Source organism: Affinirhizobium straminoryzae (assembly GCF_007004135.1).
GTDB lineage: Bacteria > Pseudomonadota > Alphaproteobacteria > Rhizobiales > Rhizobiaceae > Neorhizobium > Neorhizobium straminoryzae.
In genome coordinates, this window is the sequence record NZ_VJMG01000047.1 from 161,731 (window position 1) to 183,626 (window position 21,896).

The 21,896-nt window shown below is 63.5% G+C and carries 19 protein-coding genes; 13 read left to right on the top strand and 6 right to left on the bottom strand.

Annotated elements, in window-relative coordinates; genetic code table 11:
• Positions 1-22 precede the first annotated feature (22 nt).
• On the bottom strand, positions 23-811 hold the full coding sequence (gene modA / locus FNA46_RS16670) for a molybdate ABC transporter substrate-binding protein (protein WP_143126329.1): 789 nt from the start codon (positions 809-811) through the stop codon (positions 23-25).
• Positions 812-1,005: 194 nt separating this feature from the next.
• Between modA and FNA46_RS16675 the strand changes: the two genes are divergently transcribed.
• Positions 1,006-1,671 (top strand): sulfite oxidase-like oxidoreductase, encoded by a 666-nt coding sequence (locus tag FNA46_RS16675; RefSeq protein ID WP_143126330.1) that lies wholly within the window; start codon positions 1,006-1,008, stop codon positions 1,669-1,671.
• A gap of 96 nt (positions 1,672-1,767) precedes the next feature.
• Here the strand turns inward: FNA46_RS16675 and FNA46_RS16680 are convergent, their stop codons facing one another.
• Positions 1,768-2,565, bottom strand: a complete 798-nt coding sequence (locus FNA46_RS16680; RefSeq protein WP_143126331.1) for an NAD-dependent epimerase/dehydratase family protein — start codon at positions 2,563-2,565, stop codon at positions 1,768-1,770.
• 155 nt (positions 2,566-2,720) lie between these two features.
• Here FNA46_RS16680 and FNA46_RS16685 point away from each other — a divergent pair, with 155 nt between their 5' ends.
• From FNA46_RS16685 to FNA46_RS16715, 7 genes are all read left to right on the top strand, one after another.
• Positions 2,721-3,473, top strand: a complete 753-nt coding sequence (locus FNA46_RS16685) for a FadR/GntR family transcriptional regulator (protein ID WP_143126332.1) — start codon at positions 2,721-2,723, stop codon at positions 3,471-3,473.
• 70 nt (positions 3,474-3,543) lie between these two features.
• Positions 3,544-4,452 carry a 5-dehydro-4-deoxyglucarate dehydratase gene (gene kdgD, locus FNA46_RS16690; protein ID WP_143126333.1) on the top strand — a complete coding sequence of 303 codons (909 nt, stop codon included), beginning with the start codon at positions 3,544-3,546 and terminating at the stop codon, positions 4,450-4,452.
• A gap of 13 nt (positions 4,453-4,465) precedes the next feature.
• On the top strand, positions 4,466-5,602 hold the full coding sequence (locus FNA46_RS16695) for a mandelate racemase/muconate lactonizing enzyme family protein (RefSeq protein WP_143126334.1): 1,137 nt from the start codon (positions 4,466-4,468) through the stop codon (positions 5,600-5,602).
• Positions 5,602-6,483 carry an amidohydrolase family protein gene (locus FNA46_RS16700; RefSeq protein ID WP_143126335.1) on the top strand — a complete coding sequence of 294 codons (882 nt, stop codon included), beginning with the start codon at positions 5,602-5,604 and terminating at the stop codon, positions 6,481-6,483. Before FNA46_RS16695 ends, FNA46_RS16700 begins: the two co-directional genes overlap by 1 nt.
• Before the next feature lie 50 nt (positions 6,484-6,533).
• Positions 6,534-7,511, top strand: coding sequence for a TRAP transporter substrate-binding protein (locus FNA46_RS16705; protein ID WP_143126336.1), 978 nt, complete (start codon positions 6,534-6,536; stop codon positions 7,509-7,511).
• 75 nt (positions 7,512-7,586) lie between these two features.
• Entirely contained in the window at positions 7,587-8,111 is a 525-nt protein-coding gene (locus FNA46_RS16710) for a TRAP transporter small permease (protein WP_143126337.1), read from the top strand.
• Positions 8,111-9,391 (top strand): TRAP transporter large permease, encoded by a 1,281-nt coding sequence (locus FNA46_RS16715; RefSeq protein WP_143126338.1) that lies wholly within the window; start codon positions 8,111-8,113, stop codon positions 9,389-9,391. Before FNA46_RS16710 ends, FNA46_RS16715 begins: the two co-directional genes overlap by 1 nt.
• A gap of 88 nt (positions 9,392-9,479) precedes the next feature.
• Here the strand turns inward: FNA46_RS16715 and FNA46_RS16720 are convergent, their stop codons facing one another.
• The 4 genes from FNA46_RS16720 to FNA46_RS16735 form a co-directional block, all read right to left on the bottom strand.
• On the bottom strand, positions 9,480-11,645 hold the full coding sequence (locus FNA46_RS16720) for a TonB-dependent siderophore receptor (RefSeq protein ID WP_143126339.1): 2,166 nt from the start codon (positions 11,643-11,645) through the stop codon (positions 9,480-9,482).
• A 168-nt stretch (positions 11,646-11,813) separates the two neighbouring features.
• Positions 11,814-12,695: a helix-turn-helix domain-containing protein gene (locus FNA46_RS16725; protein WP_143126340.1), complete on the bottom strand. Its 882-nt coding sequence runs from the start codon at positions 12,693-12,695 to the stop codon at positions 11,814-11,816.
• A 171-nt stretch (positions 12,696-12,866) separates the two neighbouring features.
• Positions 12,867-13,295, bottom strand: a complete 429-nt coding sequence (locus FNA46_RS16730; RefSeq protein ID WP_143126341.1) for an RbsD/FucU family protein — start codon at positions 13,293-13,295, stop codon at positions 12,867-12,869.
• On the bottom strand, positions 13,289-14,524 hold the full coding sequence (locus tag FNA46_RS16735; protein ID WP_143126342.1) for an ROK family transcriptional regulator: 1,236 nt from the start codon (positions 14,522-14,524) through the stop codon (positions 13,289-13,291). The genes FNA46_RS16730 and FNA46_RS16735 overlap by 7 nt, the downstream gene beginning before the upstream one ends.
• 204 nt (positions 14,525-14,728) lie before the next feature.
• On the opposite strand from FNA46_RS16735, the gene FNA46_RS16740 reads away from it, so the two are divergent.
• The 5 genes from FNA46_RS16740 to FNA46_RS16760 all read left to right on the top strand — a co-directional run bounded on the left by FNA46_RS16740 (position 14,729) and on the right by FNA46_RS16760 (position 21,836).
• Entirely contained in the window at positions 14,729-15,754 is a 1,026-nt protein-coding gene (locus tag FNA46_RS16740; RefSeq protein WP_143126343.1) for a sugar ABC transporter substrate-binding protein, read from the top strand.
• A 185-nt stretch (positions 15,755-15,939) separates the two neighbouring features.
• A complete protein-coding gene (locus FNA46_RS16745) occupies positions 15,940-17,022 on the top strand; it encodes an ABC transporter permease (protein ID WP_143126344.1) in 1,083 nt (360 codons plus the stop codon).
• A complete protein-coding gene (locus FNA46_RS16750) occupies positions 17,022-17,798 on the top strand; it encodes an ATP-binding cassette domain-containing protein (RefSeq protein WP_143126345.1) in 777 nt (258 codons plus the stop codon). Before FNA46_RS16745 ends, FNA46_RS16750 begins: the two co-directional genes overlap by 1 nt.
• A 277-nt stretch (positions 17,799-18,075) precedes the next feature.
• Positions 18,076-19,929, top strand: coding sequence for an ABC transporter ATP-binding protein (locus FNA46_RS16755; RefSeq protein ID WP_246103140.1), 1,854 nt, complete (start codon positions 18,076-18,078; stop codon positions 19,927-19,929).
• A gap of 11 nt (positions 19,930-19,940) precedes the next feature.
• Positions 19,941-21,836, top strand: a complete 1,896-nt coding sequence (locus FNA46_RS16760; RefSeq protein WP_143126347.1) for an ABC transporter ATP-binding protein — start codon at positions 19,941-19,943, stop codon at positions 21,834-21,836.
• The last annotated feature ends 60 nt before the right edge of the window (positions 21,837-21,896 follow it).

Consider the following 21,896-nt stretch of genomic DNA (forward strand, 5'->3'; position numbering starts at 1 on the left):
GCCGCGCCACCTGTCGTCCAGCCTACTTCAGAACCGTAAAGCCTTGCGACTGGAAAAAGGACGCCGCAGCCGGCGATTTCAGGAAGGCGAGATAATCGGCCGCCGCGGCATTCTTCGAATCGGTGAGGAGCGCCACCGGATAGATGATCGGCGGATGCGTGTCTTCCGGAAAGGTGCCGACAACCGCGACACCCGGCTCGGCCGCCGCATCGGTGGCATAGACGATGCCGTAGGGCGCCTCACCGCGCGAAACGAGGGCAAGCGCCGCGCGCACGTTTTCAGCGCCGGCCACGCGGGACGAAACGCTGTCCCACACGCCGAGCTTTTGCAGCGCCGCCTTGCCATATTTGCCGGCCGGCACGCTCTCGACGGCGCCCATGGCCAGCCGCCCATCGCCCAGCAGACCCTTGAGATCGAAGCCGGGCTTGATCTCCACCGGATGCGCGGCAGCCTTGGCGGCGACCAGCACGATGCGGTTGCCGAGCAAATCGGTGCGGGTTTCCGGCCTGATCAGCTTCTTGCCGGCCACCTCGTTCATCCAGTCCTGATCGGCAGAGATGAAGAGATCGGCCGGCGCGCCGGATTCGATCTGCTTGGCGAGCGCCGAACTCGCCGCGTAGGAGACCGTGACCTCGACGCCCTTCTCCTTCGTGAAGGCGGCATTGGCGGCATCCAGCGCCGTCTTCATGCTGGCGGCGGCAAAAACGGTGATCCTGCCCTCCGCCTTGGCCTGGGCAGGCGCCAGGGTGGAGGACAGGATCGAGGCCGACAGGGCGGCAAACAGCATCAGGCAATGGCGACGAAGGAACATGGCTCTCCCCGGAAATCGACGTATCGGCTGGAATATATCGACTTCGAACGGAATGGCCAGCGTTATGTTTTGAGAGATACATCCATTACAAGCCGCGCAAACATGCACTTGACGAAAGCCAGGACACGCACACCTAATGGACCGGCAGTGCACGTCCTTTGGCCAGAGGGCCTGCGCCGGAAGGGATGTTTTCCATGACGGACACACCGACAGAGCCTGAAGACAGCAAGCTGACCGCCACCAAGCGGAAATGGGCAGCCGAGGGGCGGTTTCTGACCGGCCGCATCAGCAGGCCGGACACGGATCGCCTGCCGCCAGGGCAGCACCTGGTCAAGAACTGGCCGGTGCTCGATCTCGGCCAGCAGCCGCAGATTTCCGAGATGCAATGGCGTCTCGATGTCCGCGGCGCGGTGGAACAGGCGATCACCTTGGACTGGAAGAGTTTTCTCGCCCTGCCGCAGACGACGGTGATCTCCGATATCCACTGCGTGACCACCTGGTCGCGCTACGACAATGGCTGGCAGGGGGTGATGGTGCGCGATCTTCTCGATCTCGTGCACCCGACAGCCGAGGCCGATGCGGTGATGCTGACGAGCTTCGACGGCTATACCACCAACCTGCTGCTGTCCGATTTCGCTGCCGAGGATGCGATCCTTGCCACCCACTGGGAAGGCCAGCCGATCAGCCGCGAACACGGCGGGCCGATGCGTCTGGTGGTGCCGCATCTCTATTTCTGGAAAAGCGCCAAGTGGCTGACGCGCATCGAATTCACCCGGCAGGACCGCCCGGGCTTCTGGGAGAAGAACGGGTACCATATGCGGGGCGACCCGTGGCAGGAGCAGCGTTATTCCGACGACTGAACCGCCCCCCCTGAAGGCACGCCTCCGGCAAAGCCGGAGGTCAATGGATAATGGGGAGACGGATCAGGCGATCTCCTTCCCTCCAAGACGGACGGGTCAGCTCTCCGGAAAAATCGGATCGTTGACGAAATTGCCGCCCTGATAGACGTGCAGCGCCGCCTTCGGGTCAGGCCTGCCGAGGCTCGCATCGAGTTCGGCGCGAAAACCTTCCGCATTGTCCTGCGGCTTCCAGCCGAGATAGGCGGCGTGCGAATTGTCCCACCACTTTGAATCATTGTCCGAAATGCCCCAGATCACCGGGCAGCCCAGCATCGGCGCGCGAAAGACGCAGGCGATCAACTGCGTGAAATCGCGATAGGACATCCAGCTGGACAGCATGCGGTGGTTGGTCGGCTTTTCCATGCAGCTGCCGATGCGCACCAGCGCCGTTTCCTGTCCGAACTTTTCGAAATACAGGCGTGCCAGCGCCTCGCCGAAGCATTTGGAGACCCCGTAGAGCCCGTCGGGACGCATCGGGGCCGTCACGTCGATATGCTGGTCCTGCCGGTAGAAGCCGACCGTGTGGTTGGAACTGGCAAACACGATGCGCGGCTGGCCATGGGCGCGCGCTGCCTCGTAGAGATTGTAGAGGCCAAGCAGGTTGGCGTTCATGATCTTGGAAAACTTATCCTCGACCGAGATGCCGCCCAGATGCACGATGCCATCGCAGCCTTCGACCAGGCGATGGACGGCCTCGGCATCGCCGAGATCGCAGCGCACCAGTTCCTCGTTGGGCTGCGCCTCGCCGAGGTCGCTGATGTCGGAGAGGCGAAGAATGTCGGCATGCGACGCAAGGCGCGTGCGCATGGCACGCCCCAGCGCGCCGGCGGCACCGGTAATCAGCAGTCTTTTCAAGGGATCCTCCATGCGGGCAGGCGAGAAGCGGGACTCGTCTGCCCGCCACGGTAAATTTATCATACATGTTGGCAGGCGGGCGTCAACACGGTACACCTAGGCATGACAGAGAGACGAGACCGTCCTCATCGGACCGGACCAGGAAGGGGACAGACATGGCGATTGCCACCAAGGAGAGAACGGGGGGTGCCGCGATCACGCTGGCCGCACGGTTGAGCGACACCCTGCGCCAGGCCATCGGCGCCGGACAGTTTCCGCCCGGCAGCAAGCTGCCGAGCGAGGCGCAACTGGGCGAAACGCACGGCGTGAGCCGCACCGTGGTGCGCGAGGCAATCGCAGCGCTGAGGGCCGACAGGCTGGTGGAGGCACGCCAGGGCGCCGGCGTCTTCGTGCTCGAGCCTCCATCCCCGATGGCGCCGGCCCCTTTCTCCGTCGACAATATCGACCACGCCCGCGTTTCCTCGGTGATCGAATTCCTCGAACTGCGCACCGCCGTCGAGGTGGAGGCGGCGGGGCTTGCCGCCGTGCGCCGCTCACCCGCCCAGGAAGAGGTGATCTTCGACTGTCACTATGCGGTGCGCGCCTGCCTGGAAGCGGGACAGCCGACCAGCGAGGCGGATTTTGCGCTGCATCTCGCCATTGCCGAGGCCACCAACAATTCCCGATTCCGCGATTTCCTGTCGATGATCGGCAAAAGCGTCATTCCCCGCGCCGCCCTGCGCAACGAGGACAGCGAGGCGGACCAGGCAACCTACATCAACCTCATCATGGAAGAGCACAACGCCATCATCGTGGCGATCTCGGCCGGCAATGAAGAGGCCGCACGCGAGGCGATGCGCCGGCATCTGCGCGGCAGCCAGTCGCGCTACCGCGCCCTGCTGCGCGAGCAGCGACAATTTGTAAGATAAGTTGTTGACACTTGTATGGCGAATATATACCACAAGCAACGGAGGAAGCCTCTGAAAAGGAAGTGAGACTATGACGCCAGAAGAGATCAAGGCGGCGCTCGGCGCTGGCCTTCTGTCCTTTCCCGTGACCCATTTCGATGGTGAAGGCCAGTTCCAGCCGGAAAGCTATCGTCGCCATGTCGAATGGCTGTCGGGTTTCGAAGCGCCCGTTCTGTTTGCGGCCGGCGGCACCGGCGAGTTCTTCTCGCTGTCGCCCGACGAAATTCCGGGCATCGTCAAGGCCGCCAAGGAAGCGGCCGGCAAGACGGCCATCGTGTCCGGCTGCGGTTTCGGCAGCCATGTGGGCGTCGAACTGGCGAAATCGGTCGAAAAGGCCGGTGCCGACGGCATCCTGCTTCTGCCGCATTACCTGATCGATGCACCGCAGGAAGGCCTCTATCAGCACGTCAAGAAAATCTGCCAGTCGGTCGGCATCGGCGTGATGGTCTATAACCGCGACAATTCCGTTCTCTCGGTCGACACGCTGAAGCGCCTGTGTGACGAGTGCCCGAACCTGATCGGATTCAAGGACGGCACCGGCGACATCGGCACCGTGCGCCAGATCACCGCCACCATGGGCGACCGCCTGATGTATCTCGGCGGCATGCCGACGGCCGAACTGTTTGCCGAAGCCTATCTCGGCGCCGGCTTCACCACCTATTCCTCGGCCGTGTTCAACTTCGTTCCGGGCCTTGCGGTGGAATTCTACAAGGCGCTGCGCGCCGGCGAGCGTGCCCATTGCGAGAAGATCCTCCGGGATTTCTTCTATCCCTTCATGGCCATCCGCAACCGGCGCAAGGGTTATGCGGTCGCCGCCATCAAGGCGGGTGTGCGCCTGCAAGGCTTCGATGCCGGCAAGGTTCGCCCGCCGCTCGATGACCTGACGCGCGAGGAGGAGGGCATGCTGCTCGACCTCATCGGCCCCTGGAAGCGCGGCTGAGGAACGGCTGACGATGAAGATCACCGCAGTCCGCACCCATCTTCTGGAACACCGGCTCGACGTCGCCTTCGAAAGCGCGTCCATGCGCTTCGATCGCCGCGCCCATGTTCTGGTGGAAATCGAGTGTGACGATGGCACGGTCGGCTGGGGCGAATGCCTCGGCCCGGCCAGGCCCAATGCCGCCGTCGTCGCCGCCTATGCCAACTGGCTGATCGGCGAGAACCCGCTCGAAAACGAGAAGATATGGGCCAGGCTCTATAACGCGCTGCGTGACCAGGGCCAGCGCGGACTGGCTGTGACGGCGCTTTCGGGCATCGACATTGCGCTGTGGGACATCAAGGGCAAGCATTTCGGCGTGCCCGTCTCCCTCCTGCTCGGCGGCCGCTTCCGCGACAGCGTGAAGGCCTATGCCACCGGCAGCTTCAAGCGCGACGGCGTCGATCGCGTGGAAGACAATGCCACCGACGTTGCCCGCTACTGGAAGGAAGGTTTCCACGCCACCAAGATCAAGATCGGCTTCGGTGTGGCGGAAGACCTGCGCGTCGTGCGCGCTGCCCGCGAGGCGGTGGGACCGGAGATGCGCATCATGGTCGATGCCAATCACGGTTACGACGTGGTGGAGGCCGTCCGCTTCGGCCAGGCGGCCGCAGAACTTGATCTCGACTGGTTCGAGGAGCCGGTGGTACCGGAACAGCTTGCTGCCTATCGCGAGGTGCGCGCCCGCCAGCCGATCCCGGTCGCCGGCGGCGAAACCTGGCATTCCCGCTGGGGCATGCGCGAGCCGATCGAGAGCCGCTGCGTCGATATCCTGCAGCCGGATCTGGCCGGCGTCGGCGGTTTCACCGAAGCCAAGCGGGTCGCCGATCTTGCCGCCCTGCATGGCGTGCGCGTCGTACCGCATGTCTGGGGCACGGCGGTGCACATCGCCGCTGCGCTGCAGTTCATGGCCGCGATGATTCCGAGCCCGGTGCGCGTCAACCCGATCGAGCCGATCCTCGAATTCGACCGGACGCACAATCCCTTCCGGCAGGCGATCGTCAAGACGCCGATCGAGCACGTCAACGGCGTGGTGGCGATCCCGAACGGTCCCGGCCTCGGCATCGAGATCAACCGCGAGGCGCTGGCCGAATTCCGGATGGGAGACGCCTGATGCTGGTGCGTCGGCTTTCCGGGGACAAGCCGAGGATCGCACTGCCAAAGGGCAGCGTGGACACGCAGATGCACATGTATCTGCCGGGTTTTCCCGCCCTGCCCGGCGGGCCCGGCCTGCCGGCCGGCGACCTGCCGATCCCGCGCCAGTACCGCCAGTTGATGGACTGGCTCGGCATAGACCGGGTGATCATCACCCAGGGCAATGCACAGCAGCGGGACAATTCCAACATCGTTGCCTGCCTGCGGGAAATGGGCGGCGTGGCGCGTGGCGTAGCCGCCGTCGGCCCAGACGTGACCGATAGCGAATTAGACTGGCTCACCGAGGCGGGCGTCGTCGGCCTCAGGATCATGGACCTGCCCGGCGGTGCCGTGAACCTTTCGGCTCTGGAACAACTCGATGCCGTTGCCGCGGCGCGTGGCCTGATGCTCGCCATCCAGTTCGACGGCAGCCATATCGAGGAACACGAGCCGCGGCTCTCCCGGCTGAAATCGCGCTGGGTGCTGGATCATCACGGCAAGTTCTTCTGCGGCGTCACGCCGGACAGCCCGCAGATCGCCGCGCTGCGCCGCCTGATCGACGGCGGAAACTGCTGGTTCAAGTTCGCCGGCGTCTATGAAAGTTCAAAGAGCGGTGGCCCCGATTACGAGGATGTCGCCGCCATTGCCCGGACGATTGCCGCCCATGCGCCGGAGCGCATCGTCTGGGGCACCAACTGGCCACACAACCTTGCCCGCGAGCAGGCGGATTATCCTGACGACGCGGCATTGACGGATACGGTCCTGGGCTGGCTGCCGGACGAGAGAGCGCGCCGCCTTGCCCTGGTTGACAATCCGGAAGCCCTGTTCGGGCTTCCGGCATGGACGGAGGAGAAAGCATAGAGACCCGCGCCCGGGCAGGGGGCCCTGGCGCAAGCAAAGTGGAGGAAGACATGAAGTTCAAGCGCATTCTCGGCCTGGCCCTCGGCCTGGCAATGACGACGGCCATGACAGCCGGCGCGCAGCAGGTGACGCTGCGGTCCGCCGATATCCACCCGGATGGCTACCCGACCGTCGAAGCGGTCAAGTACATGGGAGACCTCGTATCCCAGCAGACCAGTGGCCGGATCAAGATCCAGGTCATGAACAATTCCGTGCTGGGCAGCGAAAAAGACACGATCGAGCAGACCCGCTTCGGTGTCATCGACCTCAACCGCGTCAACACCGCCCCGTTCAACAACCTCGTCAAGGAAACGGTCGTCCTCGGCCTTCCCTTCCTGTTCCGTTCCACCGATCACATGCACCAGGTGGTAGACGGCCCGATCGGCGACGAGATCCTGAAGGCCTTCGAGGCGCATGGCCTGGTCGGGCTTGCCTTCTATGATTCCGGCGCACGCTCCTTCTACACCACCAAGAAGCCGATCGAGAAGCTTGCCGATCTCAAGGGCATGAAGATCCGCGTCCAGCAGTCGGACCTCTGGATCGCCATGATGCAGGCGTTTGGCGCCAACCCGACACCGATGCCGTTCGGCGAAGTCTACTCCTCGCTGGAAACCGGCGTCGTCGATGGCGCCGAAAACAACTGGCCATCCTACGAATCCTCCCGCCACTTCGAAGTCGCCAAGAACTTCTCGATGACCGAGCATTCGCTGACGCCGGAAGTGCTCGTCATGTCCAAGATCAGCTGGGACAAGCTGAAGCCGGAGGATCAGGCCATCCTGCGCAAGGCGGCCAAGGAGTCTGTGGTCAAGATGCGCCAGCTCTGGCAGGCCCGCGAAAAGACCTCGGAAGACAAGGTGCGGGCTGGCGGCGTCAAGGTGATCTCCGTCAACAAGCAGGAATTCGCCGACGCCATGAAGCCGGTCTACGACAAGTTCGTGACCGATGCCAAGATGAAGGACCTGGTCGCCCGCATCCAGGCCGTGAAGTAAGCGCCATCCATAAGGCCGACCCGCAAGGGTCGGCCTTTTTGCATGCGCCCCGCCAGCGCAAAAGGAACCGCGGACATGAAGAACATCCTGAAGGCTGTGCGGCCGTTGCTCGCCCTCCTCAGCCGCCTCTCGCTTTATCTTGCCGGCATCGGCATCGTCACCATGACCCTTATCGTCGGCTGGCAGGTCTTTGCCCGCTACATCCTCAACGATACGCCAAGCTGGTCGGAACCGTTGTCGCTCGTGCTGATGTCCTGGTTCATCCTGCTGGGGGCGGCCGTCGGCGTGCGCGAAAGCGGCCATCTCGGGCTCGACATCGTCCGTTATGCCATGCCCAAACCGATCCAGCGGGCGATGGACATCACCAGCATGGCGCTGGTGAGTGCCTTCGGCGGCTTCATGGCCTATTACGGCATCCTGCTCGCCCGCGGCACCTGGACGGCCACCATTCCGGTGCTCGGCTGGCCCGGCGGCGTCGACTTCTTCCCGCTGATCGTCGGCGGCATCATGATCGCGCTGTTCGGCCTTGAACGGCTGGCCGACATCATCCTTGAAACCGAACACACACCGTCCGAAGCGGACATGCTGGAGGTCGTCTGATGGCCTATACGATCCTGTTCGGCTCCTTCACCCTGCTGATGGCGATCGGCATGCCAATCGCGTTCTGCCTGGGCATCGCCTCGCTCGCCACCGTGCTCTATCTCGGCCTGCCGCCCATCGTGGTGTTCCAGCAGCTGAATTCCGGCATGAACGTGTTTGCCATGATGGCGATCCCGTTCTTCATCTTCGCCGGCGACCTGATGGTGCGCGGCGGCATCGCCGGGCGGTTGGTCCGCTTTGCGGCAGGGCTCGTCGGCCACCTGCGCGGCGGCCTCGGCCAGGTCAATATCGTCGCCTCGACACTGTTCGGCGGCATTTCCGGTTCGGCCGTCGCCGATGCCTCGGCGGTCGGCGGGCTGATGATCCCGCAGATGGCGGCCCGCGGCTATGACCGCAGCTATGCGGTCAACGTGACGGTCAATGCGGCGATCATCGCCCTGATGATCCCGCCCTCGCACAACATGATCCTCTATTCGATCGCAGCCGGCGGCAATGTCTCGGTCGCGGACCTGTTCACCGCCGGCGTCGTGCCGGGCATCCTTCTGGCGCTGGCGCTGATGGTCACAGCCTATGTCGTCGCCCGCCGGCGCGGCTATCCGTCCGAACCCTTCCCCGGTCTTGCCAACCTTCTGGTCCATCTCGTCACGGCGCTTCCCGGCATCCTCCTGATCGGCATCATCTTTGGCGGCGTCCGGTCCGGCATCTTCACGGCGACCGAAAGCTCCTGCATCGCGGTGCTCTATGCCTTCCTCGTCGCCATGCTGGTCTATCGGGAGCTGGACTGGGCGGGCTTCGTGGAAGCCGTGATGGGCGCGGTGCGCACCACCGCCATGGTTTTGCTGGTCATCGGCACGGCTGCGTCCTTCGCCTGGCTGATGGCCTTCCTGCAGGTGCAGCAGCTGATGATCGGCGCGATCGGGGCGATTTCCGACAATCCGATCATCATCCTGCTGGTGATCAACATCATCCTGCTGTTGCTCGGCACCTTCATGGACATGGCGCCGATGGTGATCATCTCGACACCGGTGCTGCTGCCGGTGGTCAAGGCCTTTGGCGTCGATCCCGTGCATTTCGGCGTGGTGATGATCCTGAATGCCGGCATCGGCCTCAACACGCCGCCGGTCGGAACGGTTCTGTTTGTCGGCTGCGCGGTCGGGGGCATCAGTATTCGCGAAGCCATGCGCACGATCTGGCCCTTCTTCGGCGCCAGCATCGCCGTGCTGATGCTCGTCACCTACATTCCGGCGCTCTCGCTCTGGCTGCCGAGCCTGTTCCGTTAGCATTACCCAGCCGCATCAACAGCAAGGCCGGCGGATCGCTCCGCCGGCCTTGTTCTCTTTCGGGCATGTCGGGAAAGACCGTTGCGGCCTACCAGCTCTTGCTGAGCTTGACGGTCACCGTACGCGCATCGCCATAGCCGCAGGTGGCAGCACCGGCGCAGCCGCTGACATAGACCTTGTCGAACAGGTTGGTGACGTTGAGCGAACCTTCCCAGCCGTTCTTCCTGTAGCGGATCGCAGCGTCGAAGACGGTGGCATCTGGCACCTTCAGCGTGTTTTCGCGGTCTGCCCAGCTTTCGCCGCGATAGCGGATACCGCCGCCGATGCTCAAGCCTTCGAGTGCCGGCACCGGCACGGCATAATCCAGCCACAGCGAGGCCTGCACCGCCGGCACCAGATAGGGGCTCTTGCCGACATAGGCGGCCACGATGTCCTTCTTCACCTCGAGATCGGTATAGGTGAAGGAGCCGAGCAGCTTCCAGTTCGGATCGAGATTGACCTTGCCTTCCAGTTCGACGCCGCGCGAGCGGACCTCGCCGATCTGGCTCGAAAGGAAGGTGCCGGGGTCGGTCACCACCACATTGCGCTTGGTGAGATCGAACAGCGAGGCGGTGAACAGGGCATCCATGAAGCCGGGCTCGTATTTGACGCCGACTTCGTACTGCTCGCCCTCTTCCGGCTTGTTGTCCGGCGTGCTGCTGACAGCGATCACCGGATTGAAGAAGCTGGCCACACTGACATACGGCGTCAGGCCATTGGCGAATTCATAGGCGAGACCAGCGCGACCACTGGCGGCGCTCTTGCTGTAACTGTAGGTGAAATCCTGCGTCGGCGCCCAGTAGGTCGGGCCGTTGTCGGTGGTGGTTTCCACGTGGTCGTAGCGACCGTTCAGCGTCACCAGCCATCCGCCGCCGAAGCGGATCTGATCCTGCGCATAGATGCCGACCTGCTTCTGGGTGATCAACTGGTTGCTGTAGGAATTGTTGGCCGGCTGCGGCTGGCCATAGACCGGATCGGTGGCGCTGATCGGATTGATTGTGGTCGCGGCCTGGTCGTTGGACAGCTGGTAGTATTTGTAGTCGAGGCCGAACAGCAGGCTGTGTTCCAGCGCCCCGGTCTCGACCGTACCCTCCAGACGGTTGTCGATGAGGAAGGTATTCACCTTGGAGGTCTGCTCAAAGCCGATGCGGTTCAGCCGCAAGGTGCCGATATCGTACCAGCCATAGAGATAGGGGGCGTTCTCGTGCTTGTAGAGATGGCCGTAGCGGGCGTTCTGCGAGATCTTCCAGCCATTGTCGAAGGTATGTTCGACCTCATAGCCGACCATTTCCTGATTATAGACGCCGGTATCGACATCCGGCTCGCCGTAGTAGGCGTCGCGGGGAATACGGAAGCCGTTGGTCCGCGAGGTATCGACCGTGCCGTAATAGGGGAAGAATCCGCCGCCCACATGCAGCTCGTCGAGCGCCGCAAACGAGCCCCAGACTGTCAATTTCGTCGCCTCGTCCGGAGAAATCGTCAGTTGCGGCATCACGAATCCGCGCAGGTCATGCGAGAAATCCGAATCATTGTCGCCGCCGGCAATCTTGCCGGTCAGGCGATAGGTCATGGTGTCGCTGGAGCCGAGTTTGTCGGAGAGATCGAAGCTGAAGAAAGCATTGCCGTTCGAGTTGATGCCGATTTCGGTCTCGTAGAGCGGCTCATCGGTCGGCCGCTTGCGCACCAGATTGACCATGCCGCCGGCATTGGCGCCGCCATAGAGGACCGAGGCCGGCCCCTTCAGCACCTCGATCCGCTCCAGCATGTAGGGGTCGGTCTGGAAGCCGCCGAAACCATAGGCATAGAGATTGAGGCCATCATAGAACACGCCGGTCTGCGTGGCATCGAAGCCGCGGATATAGACCCAGTCCGTATCGGCATCCGCACCGAAGGGTGCCGACAGCACGCCAGCCGTATAGGCCAGCGCCTCGTCCACCTTGTTGACGATGCCGCGATCGTTCAACTCGTCGCGCCCGACGACGGAGACCGACTGGGGAATGGCGGAAATATCGCCGGCGGTCTTTGCACCGGTCGCGGATTTTTTTGCCACGTAACCCTGAACCGGCCCGTTGGCACCAGCCCCCTCCGCCGACTGGCCCTGCACCAGCACCGGGTCCAGTTCGATCGCCGGCTCGGCCAGCGCCGGTATCGCGGTGAGAAGGCTGCCTGCCGCAATCCCGGCCAGCAGCATGGCGTAACCGTGCCTGTTCCTCATTGTCATCATCGTCGCGCGCGCCCCACGTCTCGTTCCGGGGTCCGATAACCCCACTTGATAAGATGAGCGCCTAACTCAAATTATAGGTCGAGGCTTGCCTGCAGGACGAAAAATTGAACATTCTTGGGCAAACATCGCCGACACGTCCGGCAGAGCCCCTGCAGCCCGTCAACTGTGTGCTTTTCGCCACTTCGCCGGCGTGGTGCCGAGATACTGGCGAAACACACGGGTGAAATGCGCCTGATCGGCAAAGCCGGTTTCCACCGCCACCGCATTGAGGGGAAGATCGTTTGCGGCAAGCAGCCCCTTTGCGCGGGAAAGTCTCTCGCGCATCTGCCACTGGTGCGGGGCGACCCCGGTGGATGCCTTGAAGGAATGGGAGAACTGCGAGGCGGAGAGGCCGGTCAGATCGGCCAGTTCATCCAGCCGCACCGTGCGCAGGCAATGGGCTTCCAGATAATCGGTGGCGCGACGCAGCTGCCAGGGAGCCAATGCGCTGCGCTTGCGCCGCTCCACCTTGTCGAGGTTCAGCACCGCAATGATCAGCGAGAGCGTCAGGCTGTCGCCATAGAGATCGTGCAGCGGCTGCGGATTGAGACATTCGGCGGCAATCAGCCGCGCAAGGCTCATGGCCCGCTCGTCAAAGAAAAGCAGCCTCGGATCGTCCAGCCGGCGCGGGTCGAGATCGTCGGTCAGTCGGCGGCAGACGGTCTCGGCGTCAAAATGAATATCGAGATGGCGAAGCGTGCGAATGCCGGTGAAATCCACCCACAGATCCATGCCGGCCGGCACGTAAGAGATCGGCGAGCTTTGCGGGTTCTGCAGTTCGCCCTTGCGGCCCTTACCGCTGCGAACCATCGGCCGACCATTGCCCTGCAGGTCGAGCAGGATGAAGAGACGCGGATCGGAGGCGACATAGTGACCGCCGGCATAGGGCGCGCATTCCACATCCCAGACATCCGCGACCAGCCCGTTCCAGACGCGACGGGCCACGCCCTTGCCGAGGGAGAAGCCCTCGATGGTGTTGGACATCCGGGGTTGGAAGGTCATGGGCGGAGACTGAAAAAGTTGAGTATTAAACTCCCCTATCAGACTTCCAGCGCACTGGCAATTTCAGGTCTGCCGGGGGCGCCCGCACGATCGACCCGGCCGGGCTTCGACCGATTCAGCATCGGGGGGCACTGCTGCAGGTCCGCCAGTGCAGCAGCGCCTCCCCCTCCCTCATGGATAGATGACGCCCTTGCGCAGGATGACATTGGCATAGAGGCGTGGTTCGCTGGTCTGTACCACCGTATGCGCCGCCTTCACGCGCGGATAAAAATCGGGGCCGAGCAGCGGGACCACCGGTTGCTTCGGCTCATGACGCCCGCAACAGGCGATGATCTCCTGATGCACCGGGTCGAGCGCGTCGCGATCCTTGCCGACAGTGGAGCGGAAGATCGCCGCCTCGACGAAATCATCGATCGGCATCAGCGACAGCACGGCATCGAGAACCGGAACAAGCCCGTGGCCATCGAGGCGCACCAGACGGCGGGCATGTTCGAGACCCGGATAATTGCCGTCGACGATGGCAATTTCATCGCCGTGCCCCATGGCCCGCAACGTGGCCAGAAGGTCGGGACTGAGAATGGGGTTGATGCCCTTCAGCATGCGGCAAGCTCCTTGAACAAGATACTCTGATCGGTGAGGTAGCGGGCGAAGATGGGCAGGCTTGCCCCGCCGATCGCCCGGGCCTGGGCGCCGACGGCGCCCTCGATGATATCGGGAATGATGACGCCCTGCAGGTCAAGCTTGGCGACCGCGTCCACGGTCGCCGCCACGATGCGTCTCCGGACCCAGGGCGGAAAGCCGCCGTCGATCACGGCCGCGCCGAAATCGATGACGGAGGCGGCGGCAACAATGGCCTGCGCCAGCGCCGCACCGGTGTCATGGATCCAGATCTCCAGCGGCTCGCCGAAATCGATCCATTCGTCGGCCGAGTACCAGAGCGGCTGCGGGTCGATGCCACGCTCATGCAGCAGCTTTTCCAGGACGAAGATCGAGGCGATGTCGAGCAACTGGCGGTTCTCGCCATTCGGACCGCGCACCGGCAGAGGCCCGAGCGCGCCGGCCGTTCCCGTGCGACCGGAATAGACGGCGGAATTGAGAACGATGCCGCCGCCGATGAAGGAGCCGATGAAGAAATAGACGAAGTCCGGATAGGACGGGCCGACGCCGAACACGAGTTCGGCGCCGCAGGCGCTGGTCGCATCATTCTGCAGATGGACCGCATGCGAGAGCCGCGCCGAAATTTCGGCGTGCAGGTCGAAGCTGCGCCAGGCATCCATGGCGCCGGGCGGCGCGCCGACTTCCTCGGCCCAGTTCCACAGTTCGAACGGCGCGGCGATGCCCACGCCGGCGATGCGCGACCTGTGCTCGTCGCTCATCTGGCCCTCCAGGCGGTCGATACCGGAAGTGATGATGTCGAGGATCTGTTCCGGTCGTGGATAGGCATAGGTCTGGCGCACCTGGCGGCGAATGCGACCGACGAAATCCATGAGGACAACATCGGCGCTGCGTCGGCCGATCTTGACGCCGAAGGAGAAAACCGCATCCGGATTGAGCCGCATCGGCACCGAGGGCTGGCCGACCCTGCCGCGCACCGGTTCGCCGCGCAGAAGCAGTCCATCCTTTTCCAGCGACCGCATGATGACCGACACGGTCTGGGCCGAAAGGCCGCTGGCCCGTGTGATATCAGCCTTGGAGAGAGAACCGCGCAAGCGGACAAGCGACAGCACCAGCCGCTCGTTGTGCGCGCGCACAAGCACCTGGTTCGATCCGCCGGCAAGAATCACTGCGGGCGTCTGCTGCCCGTTGGGCTGATTTCCCTGGATAGTCATGGCTACCCCTCCCTAAGGCACCCGCTCTCCCCGCACAAGAAACTAGCAGCGTCGATTAATAATTCAACCGGAATTAATTATTGACAGGCTGCCATTTTTTGATCTTAATGCCTTCCGTAAAGGCACGGGCGACTTGGAGGAGGCGCCTGGTCACCCGATCCGGTCCGTTGCCTGACGAAGTGCTTTCACCCTGGGAGGAGCCCTATGAAGAAAACTGTTCTGTCCGCCGCCTTCGCCACGCTCGCACTGGGCGTCGTGTTCGCCGCACCGGCATCGGCCGCCGGCGTCTCGGCCTGCCTGATCACCAAGACCGACACCAACCCCTTCTTCGTCAAGATGAAGGAAGGCGCGACCGCAAAGGCCAAGGAACTCGGCGTGACGCTGAAGGCCTATGCCGGCAAGACGGACGGTGATTCGGAAAGCCAGGTTGCCGCGATCGAAACCTGCATCGCCGATGGCGCCAAGGGTATCCTGCTGACCGCATCCGACACCAAGGGCATCGTTCCGGCTGTTGCCGAAGCCCGCAAGGCCGGCATCCTGGTCATCGCGCTCGACACGCCTCTCGATCCGATCGACGCGGCCGACGCGACCTTTGCCACCGACAACCTGCTCGCCGGCAAGCTGATCGGCCAGTGGGCTGCCGCCACCCTCGGCGACAAGGCCAAGGACGCCAAGGTTGCCTTCCTCGACCTGACGCCGGCCCAGCCGTCCGTCGACGTCATGCGCGACCAGGGCTTCATGATCGGCTTCGGCATCGACCCGAAGGATCCGACCAAGATCGGCGACGAAACCGATCCGCGCATCGTTGGCCATGATATCACCAACGGCAATGAAGAAGGCGGCCGCACGGCCATGGAAAACCTTCTGCAGAAGAACCCGAACATCAACGTGGTTCACACCATCAACGAACCGGCCGCTGCCGGCGCCTACGAAGCCCTCAAGGCCGTGGGCAAGCAGAAGGACGTGCTGATCGTGTCCGTCGACGGCGGCTGCCCGGGCGTCAAGAACGTCAAGGAAGGCATCATCGGCGCCACCTCCCAGCAGTATCCGCTGCTGATGGCAGCACTCGGCGTCGAAGCCATCAAGAAGTTCGCCGATACCGGCACCAAGCCGAAGCCGACCGAAGGCAAGAACTTCTTCGACACGGGCGTCTCGCTGGTCACCGACAAGCCGGCCAAGGGCGTGCCCTCGATCGACACCAAGGAAGGCACTGCCAAGTGCTGGGGCTGATGTCTCACGCCTGAACCATCCAAACGCGAAGGGCGGCATCTGCCGCCCTTCTGCCAAGCCACCCGCGACAGAGCCGGTCTGGCCGCATCCCGATTGGAATTGTCAATTTCATCGCCGGCCATGACGGGACGGAAAGTCCCGGTCGGCCCTCGCATCCTCGAGTGAGGAAAAAGGGAGGAAAATCAATGAGCGAGCCCCAAGCCGCATCCAAACCCCATCTCGAATACGAAACGGTGCTTTCGAAGAGTTCGACGCAGATCGCCCAGTTCGACACGCACGACAAGACGCCGCTGCAGAAATTCCAGCACTTCCTGCATTCGAGTCCCGCGGCTGTGCCGCTGATCGTGCTGCTCTTGTCGGTGGCGATCTTCGGCACGATCCTCGGCACCAAGTTTTTCTCAGCCTTTTCGCTGACCCTGATCCTTCAGCAGGTTGCGATCACCGGCATCATCGGTGCCGCGCAGTCGCTGATCATCCTGACCGCCGGCATCGACCTTTCGGTCGGCGCGATCATGGTTCTCTCCTCGGTGATCATGGGCCAGTTCGCCGTCAATTACGGGATTCCGGCACCGCTCGCCATTGTCTGCGGCTTCGTGGTGGGCGCGCTGTGCGGCTATATCAACGGTATCCTGGTTGCCCGCGTGAAGCTGCCGCCCTTCATCGTGACGCTCGGCATGTGGCAGATCGTTCTGGCCTCCAACTTCCTCTATTCCGCCAACGAGACGATCCGCTCGCAGGACCTTCAGGCCAAGGCACCGCTGCTGCAGCTTTTCGGCGAGAACATCCGCATCGGCGGCGCCGTCTTCACCTATGGCGTGATCGCCATGGTGCTGCTCGTGCTCGCGCTGTGGTATGTCCTGAACCGCACCGCCTGGGGCCGTCATCTCTATGCCGTCGGCGACGACCCTGATGCGGCAGAACTTGCCGGTGTCAACGTCAAGGGCATGCTGATTTCCGTCTATACGCTCTCCGGCGTCATCTGCGCGCTGGGCGGCTGGGCCCTCATCGGTCGTATCGGCTCGGTTTCGCCGACCGCCGGCCAGTTCGCCAACATCGAATCGATCACAGCGGTCGTCATCGGCGGCCTGTCTCTGTTCGGCGGGCGCGGTTCCATCCTCGGCATGCTGTTCGGTGCGCTTATTGTCGGCGTCTTCCAGCTCGGCCTGCGCCTCATCGGCACCGATCCGCAGTGGACCTACATGCTGATCGGCCTTCTCATCATCGCCGCCGTTGCAATCGACCAGTGGATCAGAAAGGTAGCAGGCTAATGGCACAGGAACCCATCCTCTCCGCCCGCGGTCTCATCAAGCGCTATGGCAAGGTGACAGCCCTCGATCGCGCCGACTTCGACCTCTATCCCGGCGAGATTCTTGCCGTGATCGGCGACAATGGCGCCGGCAAATCCTCGCTGATCAAGGCCATCTCGGGCGCCGTGACGCCGGATGAAGGCGAGATCACGCTGGAAGGCAAGACGGTCAGCTTCCGCTCGCCGATCGAGGCCCGCAAGGCCGGCATCGAGACCGTCTACCAGAACCTCGCTCTGTCGCCGGCGCTCTCCATCGCAGACAACATGTTCCTCGGCCGCGAGATCCGCAAGCCGGGCGTGCTCGGCAAGGTCTTCCGCTCGCTCGACCGGGCCGCGATGGAAAAATTCGCTCGCGAAAAACTGTCCGAACTCGGCCTGATGACCATCCAGAACATCAACCAGGCGGTGGAGACCCTGTCGGGCGGCCAGCGCCAGGGTGTTGCGGTGGCGCGTGCTGCCGCCTTCGGCTCCAAGGTGATCATCCTCGATGAGCCGACGGCCGCACTCGGCGTCAAGGAAAGCCGCCGCGTGCTGGAACTGATCCTCGACGTGCGCTCGCGCGGCATCCCGATCGTGCTCATCTCGCACAACATGCCGCATGTGTTCGAAGTGGCCGACCGCATCCACATCCACCGTCTCGGCCGGCGCCTGACGGTCATCAATCCGAAGGACTATTCGATGTCCGACGCGGTTGCCTTCATGACCGGGGCAAAGTCCCCGGAGCCTCTGGCCGCCTGATCCCGGGCGCCCGGACCCTTGGGCCGCGTCGCATGACGGATGCGGCGCGGCCCCTTTCCCCGCAGAACCCGGCGGGCGTGACCATGTTTTAGGCGGTCAACGCAACAGCGTTCACCTTTCTCGCCCCTTTTTTGATATTTGTGAAAAGATATCACTTCCGATTCCATCAGAATCGGGTTCCAATGCGCTTCCCTTCGGAGAGTTTCCGCCTAAATTTTCACCGGAAAAGACCGCCTTCTGGTCCATTGCCAGGGCGTGCTGCATTGGAATGACGACCGTGACACCCCAAGCTTCGAGCGGCGCCGCACCGGCGGCTGCTTCCCTTGCCCATGTCAAAGCCGCCGGCTGGGGCAAGGGCCTGTCGATCCTCACCCGCATCACCGTGATGGCCTTCCGGCATCCCTGGCAGTCGGGCGCGGCCATCGGCGCCACCTTCATCGCCTCCGCCTTCCAGCTGATGATTCCGCGCCTGCTCGGCCAGGCGATCGACGAGGCACAGGGTATCGGGGCGGGCGGATCGCTGGGCGTCGCGGCGCAGGACGCGCTGCTGGCAACCGCGCTCCTGCTTCTGGGCGCCAGCGTGCTGCGCGGCCTGTTCACCATGGTGCAGAACTATTACAGCGAAGCGGTCGGCCACCACATCGGCTACGAACTGCGGCTTGCCTGCTACGAGAAGATCCAGCGCCTTTCGTTCAGCTTCCATGACGGCATGCATTCCGGCGACCTCATCACCATCGGCCTTCTCGATCTGGAGGGCGTGCGGATGTACTTCTCCACCGCGCTCGTCCGCATGATCTTTCTCTCGGTGCTGATCGGTATCGGCGCCTATCTGCTCATCTCCACCGATGTGCTGCTCGGCCTTCTGGCGCTGAGCTTCGTGCCCTTCGTCGGCTGGCGCTCCTCCGTGGCGCAGCTTCGCCTGCGCGCCACCTGGCTCGACCTGCAGGAACGCCTGCAGGTGCTGACGCGGGTGATGGAGGAAAATCTCGGCGGCATTCGCGTGGTGCGCGCCTTTGCCGCCCAGGCGCATGAAATGGAAAAGTTCGAGACGGCTTCGCTGAGCGCACTGACGCTCGCCCACCAGCGGGTCGGCATCCGGGTCGCCAATACCAGCGCGATGACGCTCTCCTTCTTCGCCGCCATGGGCCTCGTGCTGTGGGTCGGCGGCACCAAGGTGATGGCCGGCGAGATGACGGTCGGCACGCTCGCCTCCTTTCTCACCTTCATGACCATCCTGCAGATGCCGGTGCGCCAGCTCGGCCTGATGGTCAATGCCTTTGCCCGCGCCTCCACCTGCGGCGCGCGCCTGTTCGGCCTGCTCGATCTCGAGGTTGCCATCAAGGACAAGCCGAAGGCCCCGGCGCTCATCGTTCGCGAGGGCACGCTGCGCTTCGACAATGTCGGCTTTGCCTATCCCTCCGCACCGGACAACCGCGTGCTGGACGGCATCAGCTTCGAGGCGCGGCGCGGCGAGACGATCGGCATCGTCGGCCCGCCAGGCAGCGGCAAGTCGACCATCGCCCATCTGATTCCGCGCTTCTACGACGTCACCCAGGGTCGCATCACCATCGACGGGCAGGATATCCGCGATGTCACGCTGCAATCGCTGCGCCGTTCCATCGTCGTCGTGCCGCAGGACAGCTTCCTGTTCACCACCACCATCGAGAACAACATCGCCTATGGTGACCCGTGGGCGCGGGAAAACCAGATCGCACGGGCCAGCGAAAGCGCACAGCTGCACAATTATGTGCTCGGCCTGCCCTCCAGCTACGGCACCGTGGTCGGCGAACGCGGCGTGTCGCTCTCCGGCGGCCAGCGCCAGCGGCTCACCATTGCCCGCGCGGTGATGCTGAAGCCCGCCGTCATGGTGTTCGACGATTCGACGGCCGCCATCGACGCGGCCACCGAACAGCGCATCCGCGGCGCCATGCGCCGTTATGCCAGCGACCGCGTGACGCTGATCGTTGCGCACCGGCTCGGCTCGCTGATGCATGCCGACCGCATTCTCTTCGTGGAGAACGGCCGGATCGTGGAAGAGGGAACGCATCAGCAGCTGCTGGCGCTGGGTGGCCGCTACAAGGCGCTGCATGACCTGCAGATCCGCCCCGGCGACGACGCGCTGGCCGGCTGAGGGAGGACGACATGGCCGAGGAAATGGAAACCGAACGCGCGGACGTTCGCGAGGATGGCCGCCGCCCACCCCGCGCGGTGGTGGGCTCGCACCGCATCGAGGAGGAAATCTTCGGCAAGGTGTTCGACCGCAACATCATTGCCCGCATCTGGGATTTCGTGCGCCCCTACAAGAAGAAGGTGGCGCTCGCCGTGGTGGCCGTGCTGGTGTTTACCGCCATGCAGCTCGCCATTCCGCTGATCATCCGCCACGCGATCGACAACGGCATGCAGCCGGGCGGCGACCGGGCGGCGCTGGTGTCGGCGATCATCGCCTTCGGGGTGGCGATCCTCGTCAATTTCGCCGCGAGCTATGCGCAGGAAACGCTGGTCGGCAATGTGGCGGAAGACGTGCTGTTCGATATCCGCCGCGCCATGTTCCACCATCTGCAGCGCGTCTCGCTGTCCTTCATGGACAAGACCGAGGTGGGCCGCCTGATGTCGCGCCTGCAGGGCGACGTCAATTCCATGCAGGAATTCCTCGAAACCTCGGTTCTCTCGGTCGGCGACATCACGCTTTTGATCGGCATCGTGGTGGTGATGCTGTATCTCGATTTCTACCTCGGCCTGCTGACCCTGTCCGCCCTGCCGATCCTGTTCATCGTGCGCCTGTTCTGGCTGCCGGTGGCGCGCAAGTCCTTCATGGCAGCACACGAATCGAATTCGGTGGCGAGCGGCGCGCTGGCGGAAGCCATTCATGGCGTGCGCGCCGTGCAGGGCATGGATCGCCAGGCGGTCAACTTCACCCTGTTCGACGACAAGGCCCGCACCAACCTCAACAACCACCTGCACGCCGCGCGCCTCGCCCAGGTGATGGTGCCGATCGTCGACACGCTGACCGGGATTGCCATGGCGCTCGTCATCGTGGTCGGCGGCGCGCGCGTGCTGAACCAGGCGCTCGACGTCGGCGTGATGGTGGCCTTCCTCTTCTACATCCAGCGCTTCTTCGACCCGATCCGCTCGCTCACCCTGCAATATTCGGTGATGCAGCGGGCCATGGCCTCCGGCCAGCGCCTGACTGATGTGCTCGACGTGCGCGTCGATATCGAAGACAAGCCCGATGCCAAGGTGCTCTCGCCCGACATGGACGGCTCGGTGGAATTCCGCAACGTGGTGTTCGGCTATAATCCGAAGCATCCCGTGCTGAAGAATGTCAGCTTCCGCGTCAATCCGGGAGAAACGGTGGCGCTGGTCGGACCGACGGGCTCGGGCAAGTCCAGCTGCATGTCGCTGATCCACCGTTTCTACGAGGTGCAGCAGGGCGCGGTGCTCGTCGGCGGTCACGACGTGCGCGACCTGACGCAGGAATCGCTCGGCCGGCAGATCGCCATGGTGCTGCAGGAACCCTTCCTGTTCACCGGCACCGTGTTCGAGAACATCCGCTATCACAAGACCGAGGCCACCCGCGAGCAGGTGATCGAAGCGGCCAAGGCGGTTGGCGCGCATGATTTCATCATGCGCATGCCCGACGGCTATGACAGCCTGCTCGGCCAGCGCGGCGGCAATCTGTCGCTCGGCCAGCGCCAGTTGATCAGCTTTGCCCGCGCGCTGGTGGCGGATGCGAAGATCCTGGTGCTCGACGAGGCGACCGCCAATATCGACAGCTATACGGAAATGCTGATCCAGAAGGCGCTGGTCAAGCTGCTGCAGGGCCGCACCGGCCTCGTCATCGCCCACCGGCTGGCGACCATCCGCGAGGCGGACCGCATCATCGTGCTGCAGAACGGCGAGCTGATCGAAAGCGGCAATCATGCCGAGCTGATGCGCAACGACCGGCTCTATGCCCGGCTCTACAACCTCAACTACGCCTCCTTCGACGACATTCCGGAGGATGTCATCGACAAGGCCGCAGTGGCGAGCACGACCTGAGCCTGCCGCGGAACCATCGCGCCCGCCCTCCGTTTCCCTCGGGACAACCCGAAGGAGACA

Coding starts and splice junctions, on each gene's coding strand:
- FNA46_RS16730 (WP_143126341.1), bottom strand. CDS start 13,295: ATGCTGAAGGGCATCAACCCCATTCTCAGTCCCGACCTTCTGGCCACG.
- FNA46_RS16685 (WP_143126332.1), top strand. CDS start 2,721: ATGGCGATTGCCACCAAGGAGAGAACGGGGGGTGCCGCGATCACGCTG.
- modA (WP_143126329.1), bottom strand. CDS start 811: ATGTTCCTTCGTCGCCATTGCCTGATGCTGTTTGCCGCCCTGTCGGCC.
- FNA46_RS16760 (WP_143126347.1), top strand. CDS start 19,941: ATGGCCGAGGAAATGGAAACCGAACGCGCGGACGTTCGCGAGGATGGC.
- FNA46_RS16700 (WP_143126335.1), top strand. CDS start 5,602: ATGCTGGTGCGTCGGCTTTCCGGGGACAAGCCGAGGATCGCACTGCCA.
- FNA46_RS16750 (WP_143126345.1), top strand. CDS start 17,022: ATGGCACAGGAACCCATCCTCTCCGCCCGCGGTCTCATCAAGCGCTAT.
- FNA46_RS16740 (WP_143126343.1), top strand. CDS start 14,729: ATGAAGAAAACTGTTCTGTCCGCCGCCTTCGCCACGCTCGCACTGGGC.
- FNA46_RS16705 (WP_143126336.1), top strand. CDS start 6,534: ATGAAGTTCAAGCGCATTCTCGGCCTGGCCCTCGGCCTGGCAATGACG.
- FNA46_RS16725 (WP_143126340.1), bottom strand. CDS start 12,695: ATGACCTTCCAACCCCGGATGTCCAACACCATCGAGGGCTTCTCCCTC.
- kdgD (WP_143126333.1), top strand. CDS start 3,544: ATGACGCCAGAAGAGATCAAGGCGGCGCTCGGCGCTGGCCTTCTGTCC.
- FNA46_RS16695 (WP_143126334.1), top strand. CDS start 4,466: ATGAAGATCACCGCAGTCCGCACCCATCTTCTGGAACACCGGCTCGAC.
- FNA46_RS16720 (WP_143126339.1), bottom strand. CDS start 11,645: ATGAGGAACAGGCACGGTTACGCCATGCTGCTGGCCGGGATTGCGGCA.
- FNA46_RS16715 (WP_143126338.1), top strand. CDS start 8,111: ATGGCCTATACGATCCTGTTCGGCTCCTTCACCCTGCTGATGGCGATC.
- FNA46_RS16675 (WP_143126330.1), top strand. CDS start 1,006: ATGACGGACACACCGACAGAGCCTGAAGACAGCAAGCTGACCGCCACC.
- FNA46_RS16735 (WP_143126342.1), bottom strand. CDS start 14,524: ATGACTATCCAGGGAAATCAGCCCAACGGGCAGCAGACGCCCGCAGTG.
- FNA46_RS16745 (WP_143126344.1), top strand. CDS start 15,940: ATGAGCGAGCCCCAAGCCGCATCCAAACCCCATCTCGAATACGAAACG.
- FNA46_RS16710 (WP_143126337.1), top strand. CDS start 7,587: ATGAAGAACATCCTGAAGGCTGTGCGGCCGTTGCTCGCCCTCCTCAGC.